Consider the following 13249-nt stretch of genomic DNA (forward strand, 5'->3'; position numbering starts at 1 on the left):
CCCCGCCTATCTTTTAAACGATATCCGGTTTTGAGTTTACCATGAAGCTTGGGGGTATGGGGTAGCGGAGGGCTGGATTTTAATAGTGAGATCATCGGATTTTCACTTTAACCGCGAGTTTAGCCAAAAATCACTTGAGCTGCTTTTGATTCATCATATAATTCGACTTCATGTAGTATTGAATATCGTCAAACTTTTTAATGGCCTTTTTCTGGCTCTTCCCTGGCTTGGTAGTCAGCTTGCCATTGATCATATAATGATTCTTCTGACCAAATACCGGAACCTGTCCCTCAAGATTCTGCAAAACCTGCATGTACTGCGAACCTTTCCACCAGGCATGGGTAAAGATTTCGGGCAATACGTACATTGGACTGATGGTTGGGCCTGTACCCGAAAAGTCTTTCGCCATTATTTTCTTTGCCGCTTCATTAGCCCACATCACATAAGGCGTGTTGTAGTAATTCTCATAGCCTTCTTGGGTAGATTGTTTTAGATTAATGCCAAGCATTTTGTAAGTCGAATTTTGGTCACCGCCCCACGGGTTGTGATCCCCCCAAAATGCCAGAACCACGGGTTGATTTAACCGATCAAGTTTATTTGTCAGCTTTAGAAGTGCATCTGATGTCTCTTTAACGCCGGTCAGATAATTGTTGATGATGGCATAATCGTCTTTGTTGTATCCTTTCTTCCACGGCAACAAGGAATTACCATCGAACTCGGTTGAATACGGGCCATGATTTTGCATGGTCACAGTTTGATTGAAGAACTGCTTACCACTCGCATTCACCTTTTTCAGTTGTTTGACCAGATCATTGAAAACCTTCGTGTCAGGAACAACATCGACGTCAGCAACATGTTGGTCATAGTAGTTATCCCTGAACAATGTCTTTTGAAAGCCCAGATAGCGGTCGATATTCTGCCGGTTGTAGAACCATGCGTCGCCAGGATGCATAAATCTAGTGACATATTTTTGTTCATTAAAATACTGAACAAAAGAATTGGTCATGCCATTGATTGGGCTTAGTTCAGAAAAACCGGTCAATACCTTACGTTCAGTATCAACAGTGCCACCACCAAAGATGGTTGTTGTTAGTTGACCTGCCATTCCTTCAGAGGCCACCTGATGAAGTCCAGCATAAACAGAGGGATCAATTTCCAAATCTGACCATTTCGAAAAATCTTGAAAAGCTTCCAACTGAATCGTTATCACATTGAGCCGTTTATCTGCAGGGATATCTTGGTACTGATAAGCGCTCAATGCCTTCTTTGCAGTGGCGGCATTATAACCTTCTGGCACAATCACCCAGTCATTTTTGACCGAATGAATGAACGAGAACATATAACCATTGACGACATACCGATCGGCGTCTGGCCCCCAAGGATCGTTGTTAGCTAAAGTGTAGTAATCATCGACTAGATAATAATGATTCATCATAAATACGGAGCTTATAAACACCAACCCCAGCGTTAGCAGGCGAACCCACCAGCGAAGCGTTGTTGTTTTCAAAAAACGACCTACAATTACTGCCAGAATCAACAAAACAGCTATAACCAAAAAGTATTTGACAGGTGGAATATAGCTGTATCTTGAACCCATGTTACTAGCCTCTGACGCCAACGAGATATCCGAATACTCAAATGGATAATCGCGATATTGCAACATAAAATAGTTAACGAGCGCAACGACGATCGCTGGAACCTGCCCCACAAGAATTGCGATTGTTACGCGATTAAATAGCAAATATCCTATCAGCATGAAACCAAAAATAGGCAGAATGTTTAATAAAATTAAACGCAGGCTCTTAAAGACAACATTAGTGAGATCGAGGTTATAGGCGGCTGAAGCCATATAAATCGTGACCACAGCAGTGAAGGCTGCCATAGCAAATAAAGCCACCACATTTCTTAAAAACAGAACAGTTTGATAACGGTTGAAGCCTTTAAAACTGGTAAAGAAATGCTGATTTGCATAGATTCGGGTTTTATTCTCAAACGATGTATGGTGCACGAACGTTTTAAAAAAACGCGGCGACACAACTAACGATTCCGGCTGTAAAAAAGCTATTTTAGCACTGAGCGTTCGGGCTTTTGGTAAGCATAAGCCTTTCTCATCAATATCCAAACCAACGATGCGTGAATCTGGTACTAGCCAATTCAACATGAATACCGGCACATCGGCAACAATAAAAGTAGTAGCTTTGACACGACGTCGACTGCAGTTGCTTAAACGTCTGCCAAATTGTCGCCACCTTTTTTCCGGCAATGGTTCATTTATGAAATAGCGCCAGTATTTGACCTGATAATCCAGTTCGTCTAACCGATGCAACCAAAAAAGCAACCTGTTGATTAGCATGGGAAAGACAATCCAGAATCGCCACGGCTTATAGCGCAAGTAAAAGGTAAGCATCGCAGTTTTAACATTTAATCGATTGAAACGCGTATCCAGATCAATCACTTACAAGAACCTCCCATAAAAGACGGCCGTCCCCCAGCGGCCTTTATAAATAAGTTTATAAAAGAAGCGTAGACAGTATATGAAAATAATCATATCATGTTCATCTTGGCCCACCCGACTTATCCAAAAACGACAAAACGTTCAGACACACAGAAAACCTCGGGCGCTCCGCTATCTAAAATATTATCGCGCATTTTAGAATCAAGTTAGCCACTGTCTCAAAATTTTTTGGACAATAAAAAACATCAAGAACAGATATCCTGTATCATTGAAGTTCCTACACAAACAATGGAAGAGGATATTGTCTTGATGCAGAAACAGGATAGCACACACCGCCAAAAAGGTCAGCACTTAACATCACTCGAGCGCGGAAAAGTGGCCGGATTCCGCCAAGCTGGGAAGTCCAATCGTTGGATTGCTGCTGAAATTGGCGTCTGCCCGCAGACCATTAATAATGAAATCAAGCGAGGTACAGTAGATCAGGTCAAGAAGAGTAATGGCAAGCGCGTCTACCATCGACAATACCTGCCAGAGGCTGCTCAGGCACGTTACGAGACTGCACGCTTGAGCTGCCATCGTCCTGACAAGTTCGCCAGCGTACAGGTCTTCTTAGCCTGGTACGTACAGCGAGCTAAGCAGGACAAATGGTCGCCGGATGCTTCGATCGGCTATGCCAAGCGACACAAGCTGTTTACTCCTGAAGAGCTTGTTTGTGCCTCGACTTTGTACCAGTACATTGACGACCAACGCCTAGAGATTCGAAATATCGACCTGTTGGAGAAGACTAAGCGGAAGACCTCTCACCAGCACCACACCAAGGCTAAGCGCCTGGCTGGCCGCAGTATCGAGGAACGGCCTAAGGTCGTTGAACGACGCAGGCAGTTCGGTCACTGGGAGATGGATACCATTGTCGGTAAACGCAATGGCAAGGAGAGCGTCATCTTGACTCTGATTGAGCGCAAGACCCGTTGCCAACTTCTCCGCTTGATCGAAGGACGAGATGCAGACTCTGTGAGCTATGCATTGCGTGGAATCAAGCGCGAATGGGGAGCTTGCATCAAGACCATCACAGCCGACAACGGACCCGAGTTCACCGCCTTAAATACTGCTTTTGCTGGGACGGAAACTGAGATCTTCTACGCCCATCCTTACACGTCCTGCGACCGTGGCACCAACGAGGCACATAACCGGATGATCCGCCAGGACTTCCCTAAGGGCATGTCCCTAGATGACATTAGCCCTAGTCAAGTGCAGGCCACGCAAGACCGCTTGAATCAGTTGCCTCGCAAACAACAGGGCTACTGCACACCCCAGCAAAACTTTGAGGCCGAAGCTCGGCGCGTTCGCCGCATGGCCCAGTAGTCTCTCTAGCGCCACAACTTCTATTTGATAACGGCCTGTTCTGGGATTGTCCTTCAACGACTGGCTAACTTGTTCTTGCAATTTACGTCTAAAATATTATTTTTGAAAACACAAAAAAACGATTACCTTTCTTAAAGGCAACCGTTTCTGATAAGCCACTAAAACGCCATCTGGTAAGGAATAAACGTCTTATAGGCCCCACTGATTAAGAAAATGAGGACGAAGATCACACCGCACACACCAACCATCGCCAAAGTCCGCGTCCGTTTTGGCATAATCGAAAACACAATCGTTGGCAGCACAATCGTCTCGGTCGTTGTACCAATAGTCGACAGACGGCCCCCAATGGTTGATAACTGCGAAAGTGACAACAGCGTCAGGGTGGCAAATAAGTATACAATCATCAAGAATTTAAACTTAGCGCTTCCGCCAATTAAGGTATCCGCAATCATACCACGCTTTAAGATATAGAATCCTGTGACGCAGATCAATACCTGCATGAGCGTCACCGGATCAAATAAACCCGACGAGAGATAACTCGCGTTTGTCACATAAGGTGCATATCTCGGTAACGTGTGGACAATAATGACACTCAGAATCTTAGGTGCAACGAAGCCCACAGCTGCACCAAGGGCTAAGAATCCGATCACCCATTTAAAGTTGATTTTACGGAACAGTAACCAGAATGGGTAAATTAACAAGAAGAACAACGCTGAAATATGGATCGTAGCCGACAAGCCAACAATCAGTACAAAAGGAAGCGGCTTCTCGTCATATACAAACTTTAATGCCAGCATACAGGTCACGCAGACAAGCGAAGCCCGAATCTGTCCCATATCCCGCATGAAGAAAAAGCGGCTCATGTAGTAAGCAATCGGAATGATTGCCGGACGGAAATATTCCCTTGCAAAGAAATAAAACAGCACTAAGGTCACTGTTGCCCATGCCAGTAAAAAAAGCCAAAAAGGGGCATGCAATCCGTTAAAAATATTTCGTAAAAGCAAAAATCCAGGTTCAACCTGCCCTGCCGAATAATCACCTGCATAAATGGTCTTGTATGGCAAAAAATCGTTACCGGTTTCATAGCGTAATCCGGCAACCAGCGTGAGCATTATAACACCTAGCCATGCCCAGACAGACGACATTGTGACACGTCCGAGTAGCATGAAAATGATCATAATTGCAAAGAGACCTAAATAAAAAGCCACAACATCATTCTCCTATTGCCTTTATGCACCCAGCGTCTCATAGTTTCGGCGGTGAAGCCGTTTCTCTTCCAAGTTTCGACACTAGGCCTGATTCAACACAGTCCCGATTAAGGCTGCCGGTAGTTGTCGAACCTGTGCGATCGTTTGCGCGACATCACGCTTCGATGGCCCATCAGCCTTCGCAACAACTACGACGCCATTAGCAAGTTCCGCAATAAGTCCTGCTTCACTCGCGTCTGCCATCGCCGGCCCATCAATCAAGACGACATCAAATTTATCTTTAACTTGATCAAGGAATGCTTTGAATGCTGAACCAGCCAACAACGTTGCCGGATCGGCAAGGGATTCGCCTGCAGGTGCAACCGTTAACTTTTGAATCTTGGTTTCTATAATCAAATCATAAGCTTTAACTGATGCGGCGTCTGCGCCTATCAAGGATGAAAGACCTTTATTAGGCTGAAGATCAAAAACCGCTGCCAAAATTGGGCGATGCAGATTACCTTCAACCAGCAACGTCCGCTTCCCTTCCACTGCAAAACTAGCAGCAAGATTCGCCGTAACATAGGACTTACCTTCACCAGCAGTGGCAGAGGTGATCAGCAAAACAGAGACATCGTGACGACTCGTCTGTAATGACAGGTTGTTTCTAAGCGTCCGAAACTCCTGACTAGAAACGGATGTATCACTAACAAATTGATGTGCAAGTTCGTTTGTCATGGAAAACTCCTTCAAAATTGGATGTGCTCAAGTCAACATAGCAATATCAACGACTGCAAAGCTTACAGTTTCTTAGCAGAAATAACCCCAAGAACAGGTGCTTTGGCGACCTGTACAAGCGTTTCTTTAGTCTTGATCGTTGCCTGTTTGATTTCTCTGAGAACAATCCAGGCTAACCCAACCAAAAAGCCGATTATTGCGCCAATCACAACCAAAACAACCGGTTTCGTACCGGCTGCCACATCACTCGGCGTCGCCTTTGCCAAAATGGTCACCGTGTCCGTGTGGTTGGTGATCGTACCGACTGTCTTTTGAAAAGCAGCTGCAACTTCATTTGCGATCAAAGCAGCATCCTTGGCATGTTTAGATGTTGCATGAATTGAGAAGGCTCTTGAATTGTCTTCATTGTCAACTTTAACCTGCTTTTGAAGATCACCACTTGTGATATTGAGATGGTCTTTTTGTGCTAGCTGCGTTGAGGCCTCATCAAAAACTGCAGCTGTTTTAAAAAGGGATTTGCCAGTGGCCAGCAGCTCCGAATCATATTGATTCTGGTTCAGCATCTGGCTAAGGGACTCGGTGTTGTTTTTTTGCTGATTGATGACGGTTAGCGCCGTCGACGAATAGGAAGGCTTCATCATTCCAAAAGCAAAAGCACCAGCTAACACAGCACCCACCAATAAGGTGCAAAGTGCCAGCCACCAATTCTTGCGAAGCGAAACCATTAGTTCTTTCATACTCAATAAGTTATCCATGATTCCTCCATCATAAACTCATTTCTTGATCAACAGATATCGGCCATGTCTGCTGCGTTTTTATCATACCGCAGCGACAGGAAAAGTCATACGTTTGAACCGGATTTAAAGAAATTTGCAAAGGTTTTTCCCCACGCAATCGTACCTCGTTTGATGGAGGCCAATAGCGTACTATCAATCATCTTATAGTAATATGTTGGCCATCGCCAGTTGTTGTACAGCCCCTGAACCAGAATCGGGAAGAAAAGCAGGAAATAAATATTCCCGCCGGTCAGCTTGAGACCGAGCCATAACCCGACTAAGTTAACACCAGCCGAGATGAGAAATGCTTTTGTGTACGGAATAATATTGGCATTAGCAATATATGATGCATGCACTGAGTGTTGCTGGTAAAGAAAATAGTAAAGGATTAACGGCAAAAACACCTGTAACGTCGGAACTGATTCAGGCTTTATCAACTTCAGTAGCGGGAAGATCACTAACAAGGTTCCAACAGAGGCAATGCCAAAAAGCCAAACATAAGCAGCGACCGCTTTCGATGTTTTCTCTCGGATCGAATCAAAATCCTGCTTAACAAAGTTTGATTGCAAAATCGGATTATATGCCCCGTTGATTGCTGAAGAAGCTGTTCCGATAGCCGAAGCAAACTGGACGCCGACCGAATAAACACCTGTCACCGACAGCGGCAAGAACGCACCTGCCATTAGTGACATACCTTGGGAGGTGACATAATTCGACATGCTGACCAAGCCGTCGCGCCAAGTGTTCGGCCAAATGAACAGAAAGATTTCTTTAATTTCGTGCCAGTTCATTGGCGATTTAAGCTCTTTGCGATGAGCCCGCACCTCATCATCCTGCCAGTAAAAATGACTGCAGATCGTTCGAAAAATAATGCCATACATAACCAAGCCGATGACCGGCGACAAAATCGACGGGTAGACTAGGAAGCCACCAAGCGTCAGCAGAATCTGTAATGAACGGGAAAATACCTGCGCTTTGTTGACTGAGTCGATTTTGCCGGAGCCGCGGAGCAATGCCGAAAAGTAGCCAAAATACAAATTAAGGAAAAGCGAGAAACAGAAAACCAGCCAAGTCCACTTATATTCGGCGGCAGGTAATTTACTGAACACAAAAGCGTTCATGTAGATCGTGCCGAAGATGCCGACTAAGACAACAGCAACAATCGCAAGAATCATGTAAATAGCCCTGGCAGCGTGAATTGTCGAAGCCAGCAAGTGGTAGTTCACAACTGTGTGATCATGTTCCTTATCAACTCCGCGCGATTTTAATGTTTTCGCACCAGACCAAATATACGCAATGTTGCGGGCAAATGCTGGGTCAAATCCAAAATCAAACAACGCGATGAGACCGTTGATACTTAAAATTAAATACCAATAGCCAATCTCTTGAGGATTAAGGAAATGAAAGATGATCGGCAGTAGGAGAAAATTGCTTGCCATCGAAAAAATGGTCCCCGCATAACTCCATACAATACTTTTTCTGGTCACTTCAAACCGATTTGGCAACTCGTTTCCTCATTTCACTTAGTTTCAAAACTTGCATAAATGTGGCGTAACCGCTGTTGCATCAGCGGCCACGCAAACTCTTTTTGATAGATATTGCGCATCAGATTAGCTTCTTTGGCCCAGTCCTGACGCTTATCGATCAGTTGCTGGAGACCAGCACCAATGCTCTTCTCAGAGGTTCCACAAACAGCCCCAAAACCATACTTGGTTAACCAATTTGACATGCCGGATTTCTCGACCATTAACAGCGGCTTGCCAAGTTCCATAGCTTCAAAAAATTTATTCGGAGAAGCATATAGGTGATTCTTAAGCACCGGATCATAGAGCGCGACCAAAATATCCGCTGTCTTCTCGATGCCATTCACCTTTTCATAGGGCACAACGCCTAAATAGTCAATTCGTGATGTGCGTTTTGCGGCGTCGGCAAACATCTCCTGATATTGACCCTGACCGGCCACAGTCAAGGATAATGCCGGATTTGCCTCAACCGCGCCTAATAGTTCTGGCAGACACCTATATGGACTCAGCCCGCCAATATAGACGATTTTAAAATTCTTTTGCGCCGGATCAAATTTCTCGGCATCTGCTGCAATAGGACTATCTAACGGTGAATTATAGATCACTGCCAAATTTTTCGGCTTGGCCGGTTCAATTTGGCGGCGGCGATCCTCCGAACAAATTAACGTCCAATCGGCTGTCGCCATCGCTACATTTTCCCAATGAACGACCATTTTGCGATACCATCCCGGATAGTTTCTCGTGTCAGGCGCATAGTCAAAGATATCATAAACAAATTTAGTTTTGGTCTTCGCTACGACCTTGGCCGTCACATATCCCGTATGCACATTACATGCCTGAACCGCGTCATACTCGCGTAAATGCTTACGAAGCCAACGATACAAAAAGGCCTCAAACCGCATAAATGCGTAAACCTTAAAATATTTAAAAGAATACGACAGCTTGATGCCCGTGAAGATTGCCTTCAGACGCTGACCATCGAATTCAAAGGTATCTGTCGTCATTCGGCCATGCGGGTCTTCGCGCCAGCCAAGAATCGTAACGTCATGCCCAGCGGCTTGCAGCGCCGCACTCTCCTTTAGTAATCTTGAATCGTCATCGACGTGTCCGGTCGACACAAACAATATCTTCATGGTTCCTCCTGATCCGTTCACTTTATTCTCCCAGCAAGCAGTATCTGTCTAATAGAAGTATTTTAACAAGAACGGGAAAACATCTAATATTCTGAATTTATATAGTAATATTTTGACCATCAATTTTTTGTCGTGGCTGAATGATAGCAGTTGTTTCCAAGAGTACTGCTTCATTTTTTTGCGAATATGCTTCTTAACCCATGGATCCTTTGCTTCGGCAAGATTTTGAAAATAAATCGACAGCCGCCTGCGGAGTATGTACTCATCAACATCGTTCTTAGGAGCTGTGCCATTTGAACGAAGTCGCTGTTCAACCAAATCCATAACCTTAGCATAATCTATCAGTTTGTCTGCCCTGATTTTATGCACAATGGAATTGGCATGCTGATAGTAATCATACAAAGTTTTGTGTAATCGGTAAATATGCTTGGCACGAAACAAAATCGGGACAAAAAAAGCCATATCTTCGGCAGATTTAAAATCGGGGAAACGATCTGCTCCAATTAGACTCCTTGCAAAAATCTTGTTATGCGGAAAGCCTCCAATCGGATCATGCGCTCCAGTCAGCATTTCATGGAGAACTGCAGCTAAATCGGCCTTCTGCGCAGTCTTTGGCACTTGATCGTCAGGTGAAGCGGCATCCTGCTCAGTTAATGAACGATAGTCAAAAATCAGTAGGTCAAAATCAATGTCATTAATAACTTTTAGAATTCTATTGATGGCGTTGGGCCGAAGTGTATCATCAGCGTCCACAAACCAGATATATTGACCGTGGGCCCGTTCAAGACCAGCATTACGCGCAAATGCGACACCGCCATGGACTTCATCAATCAATGAACTATTCGCGTGGCTTTCATGGTAACGCTGAAGCAGCCTAGCGCTATTATCGGTAGAACCATTATTAACGAGCACAACTTCCACGCTTGGCGGAATTGTACCTAAACTTTTAAAAAGGCGCGGTAAATACGCTTCACTATTAAATACCGGAATGACGATACTCAGTTGGTAGTTCATACTGCCCTCCGTTGATTGTTCTAGCGTCTTTGAGTTGATGACCATGTGACTGGCATTGGCCAAACGCATAGTGTCAAATGACGCCATAAAAATAAAGCCGTGTACACTGGCAGTAACGACACTGCCAAAATAGCTCGTGACTTTCCCGAGCATTATACCACAGGTTAGCATCCCTTCTTAGACAAACTTGCTGTCTTCGTCTCACCCAATGATTTTTAACGGTATTCCCATGAAAACACTCTCGTCTTCAAGTTGATCTCTCCTTAAACCAAACAGTGATTATGGTAAAATGGCCTAGTCGTATGATTGATAGCGGGCGAAGATCCATCAGACTAGTTATACATAATGTGATTTCCACGGCCGGATTCGTCGCAGAGTCCATCAATAGTATCTTTGTCCTACATTTAGAAAACACTTTACATAATAAGGGGTTACCTTCAGTCATGACAACTCGTAGTAGTCGGCTAATCAAAAGCCTCATCATCTTATTAATCCTATCATTGATCAGCCTGTTCAACGTACTACCAATTTTAAGGCTTGATTTTTCAACGGCCTTTTTGGGTGATGATTTTTCCGCGCATTTTAGAATCAAGTTAGCCACTGTCTCAAAATTTTTTGGACAATAAAAAACATCAAGAACAGATATCCTGTATCATTGAAGTTCCTACACAAACAATGGAAGAGGATATTGTCTTGATGCAGAAACAGGATAGCACACACCGCCAAAAAGGTCAGCACTTAACATCACTCGAGCGCGGAAAAGTGGCCGGATTCCGCCAAGCTGGGAAGTCCAATCGTTGGATTGCTGCTGAAATTGGCGTCTGCCCGCAGACCATTAATAATGAAATCAAGCGAGGTACAGTAGATCAGGTCAAGAAGAGTAATGGCAAGCGCGTCTACCATCGACAATACCTGCCAGAGGCTGCTCAGGCACGTTACGAGACTGCACGCTTGAGCTGCCATCGTCCTGACAAGTTCGCCAGCGTACAGGTCTTCTTAGCCTGGTACGTACAGCGAGCTAAGCAGGACAAATGGTCGCCGGATGCTTCAATCGGCTATGCCAAGCGACACAAGCTGTTTACTCCTGAAGAGCTTGTTTGTGCCTCGACTTTGTACCAGTACATTGACGACCAACGCCTAGAGATTCGAAATATCGACCTGTTGGAGAAGACTAAGCGGAAGACCTCTCACCAGCACCACACCAAGGCTAAGCGCCTGGCTGGCCGCAGTATCGAGGAACGGCCTAAGGTCGTTGAACGACGCAGGCAGTTCGGTCACTGGGAGATGGATACCATTGTCGGTAAACGCAATGGCAAGGAGAGCGTCATCTTGACTCTGATTGAGCGCAAGACCCGTTGCCAACTTCTCCGCTTGATCGAAGGACGAGATGCAGACTCTGTGAGCTATGCATTGCGTGGAATCAAGCGCGAATGGGGAGCTTGCATCAAGACCATCACAGCCGACAACGGACCCGAGTTCACCGCCTTAAATACTGCTTTTGCTGGGACGGAAACTGAGATCTTCTACGCCCATCCTTACACGTCCTGCGACCGTGGCACCAACGAGGCACATAACCGGATGATCCGCCAGGACTTCCCTAAGGGCATGTCCCTAGATGACATTAGCCCTAGTCAAGTGCAGGCCACGCAAGACCGCTTGAATCAGTTGCCTCGCAAACAACAGGGCTACTGCACACCCCAGCAAAACTTTGAGGCCGAAGCTCGGCGCGTTCGCCGCATGGCCCAGTAGTCTCTCTAGCGCCACAACTTCTATTTGATAACGGCCTGTTCTGGGATTGTCCTCAACGACTGGCTAACTTGTTCTTGCAATTTACGGATATTTCGAATCTCTAGGCGTTGGTCGTCAATGTACTGGTACAAAGTCGAGGCACAAACAAGCTCTTCAGGAGTAAACAGCTTGTGTCGCTTGGCATAGCCGATTGAAGCATCCGGCGACCATTTGTCCTGCTTAGCTCGCTGTACGTACCAGGCTAAGAAGACCTGTACGCTGGCGAACTTGTCAGGACGATGGCAGCTCAAGCATGCAGTCTCGTAACGTGCCTGAGCAGCCTCTGGCAGGTATTGTCGATGGTAGACGCGCTTGCCATTACTCTTCTTGACCTGATCTACTGTACCTCGCTTGATTTCATTATTAATGGTCTGCGGGCAGACGCCAATTTCAGCAGCAATCCAACGATTGGACTTCCCAGCTTGGCGGAATCCGGCCACTTTTCCGCGCTCGAGTGATGTTAAGTGCTGACCTTTTTGGCGGTGTGTGCTATCCTGTTTCTGCATCAAGACAATATCCTCTTCCATTGTTTGTGTAGGAACTTCAATGATACAGGATATCTGTTCTTGATGTTTTTTATTGTCCAAAAAATTTTGAGACAGTGGCTAACTTGATTCTAAAATGCGCGGATTCGAAATATCGACCTGTTGGAGAAGACTAAGCGGAAGACCTCTCACCAGCACCACACCAAGGCTAAGCGCCTGGCTGGCCGCAGTATCGAGGAACGGCCTAAGGTCGTTGAACGACGCAGGCAGTTCGGTCACTGGGAGATGGATACCATTGTCGGTAAACGCAATGGCAAGGAGAGCGTCATCTTGACTCTGATTGAGCGCAAGACCCGTTGCCAACTTCTCCGCTTGATCGAAGGACGAGATGCAGACTCTGTGAGCTATGCATTGCGTGGAATCAAGCGCGAATGGGGAGCTTGCATCAAGACCATCACAGCCGACAACGGACCCGAGTTCACCGCCTTAAATACTGCTTTTGCTGGGACGGAAACTGAGATCTTCTACGCCCATCCTTACACGTCCTGCGACCGTGGCACCAACGAGGCACATAACCGGATGATTCGCCAGGACTTCCCTAAGGGCATGTCCCTAGATGACATTAGCCCTAGTCAAGTGCAGGCCACGCAAGACCGCTTGAATCAGTTGCCTCGCAAACAATAGGGCTACTGCACACCCCAGCAAAACTTTGAGGCCGAAGCTCGGCGCGTTCGCCGCATGGCCCAGTAGTCTCTCTAGCGCCACAACTTCTATTTGATAACGGCCTG

General features: G+C 45.8%; 9 protein-coding genes and 2 pseudogenes. 3 read left to right on the plus strand and 8 right to left on the minus strand.

Annotation, left to right across the window (positions count from 1 at the left end):
- Positions 1-130: 130 nt before the first annotated feature.
- On the minus strand, positions 131-2455 hold the full coding sequence (locus tag LBCZ_RS09160) for an LTA synthase family protein (RefSeq protein WP_025013437.1): 2325 nt from the start codon (positions 2453-2455) through the stop codon (positions 131-133).
- A gap of 309 nt (positions 2456-2764) precedes the next feature.
- On the opposite strand from LBCZ_RS09160, the gene LBCZ_RS09165 reads away from it, so the two are divergent.
- Positions 2765-3817, plus strand: coding sequence for an IS30 family transposase (locus LBCZ_RS09165; RefSeq protein WP_010620018.1), 1053 nt, complete (start codon positions 2765-2767; stop codon positions 3815-3817).
- Positions 3818-3975: 158 nt separating this feature from the next.
- Here the strand turns inward: LBCZ_RS09165 and LBCZ_RS09170 are convergent, their stop codons facing one another.
- The 6 genes from LBCZ_RS09170 to LBCZ_RS09195 form a co-directional block, all read right to left on the minus strand.
- Entirely contained in the window at positions 3976-5025 is a 1050-nt protein-coding gene (locus LBCZ_RS09170) for an EpsG family protein (protein WP_025013852.1), read from the minus strand.
- 81 nt (positions 5026-5106) lie between these two features.
- Positions 5107-5742 (minus strand): CpsD/CapB family tyrosine-protein kinase, encoded by a 636-nt coding sequence (locus LBCZ_RS09175; protein WP_039639211.1) that lies wholly within the window; start codon positions 5740-5742, stop codon positions 5107-5109.
- 62 nt (positions 5743-5804) lie between these two features.
- Positions 5805-6497 (minus strand): YveK family protein, encoded by a 693-nt coding sequence (locus tag LBCZ_RS09180; protein ID WP_025013850.1) that lies wholly within the window; start codon positions 6495-6497, stop codon positions 5805-5807.
- A gap of 86 nt (positions 6498-6583) precedes the next feature.
- Positions 6584-8023 (minus strand): O-unit flippase-like protein, encoded by a 1440-nt coding sequence (wzx, locus tag LBCZ_RS09185; protein ID WP_025013849.1) that lies wholly within the window; start codon positions 8021-8023, stop codon positions 6584-6586.
- A gap of 14 nt (positions 8024-8037) precedes the next feature.
- A complete protein-coding gene (locus LBCZ_RS09190; protein ID WP_025013848.1) occupies positions 8038-9174 on the minus strand; it encodes a glycosyltransferase in 1137 nt (378 codons plus the stop codon).
- A gap of 48 nt (positions 9175-9222) precedes the next feature.
- Complete coding sequence (locus tag LBCZ_RS09195) at positions 9223-10188, minus strand: glycosyltransferase family 2 protein (RefSeq protein ID WP_025013847.1); 966 nt, start codon at positions 10186-10188, stop codon at positions 9223-9225.
- A 696-nt stretch (positions 10189-10884) separates the two neighbouring features.
- On the opposite strand from LBCZ_RS09195, the gene LBCZ_RS09200 reads away from it, so the two are divergent.
- A complete protein-coding gene (locus LBCZ_RS09200) occupies positions 10885-11937 on the plus strand; it encodes an IS30 family transposase (RefSeq protein WP_010620018.1) in 1053 nt (350 codons plus the stop codon).
- A gap of 71 nt (positions 11938-12008) precedes the next feature.
- Here the strand turns inward: LBCZ_RS09200 and LBCZ_RS09205 are convergent.
- Positions 12009-12482, minus strand: a pseudogene (locus LBCZ_RS09205) (transposase); the annotation flags it as partial.
- A gap of 123 nt (positions 12483-12605) precedes the next feature.
- Here LBCZ_RS09205 and LBCZ_RS09210 point away from each other — a divergent pair.
- A pseudogene (locus LBCZ_RS09210) lies at positions 12606-13211 on the plus strand (IS30 family transposase); the annotation flags it as partial.
- Between the last annotated feature and the right edge of the window lie 38 nt (positions 13212-13249).

Source organism: Lacticaseibacillus casei DSM 20011 = JCM 1134 = ATCC 393 (genome assembly GCF_000829055.1).
Taxonomy (GTDB): Bacteria; Bacillota; Bacilli; order Lactobacillales; family Lactobacillaceae; genus Lacticaseibacillus; species Lacticaseibacillus casei.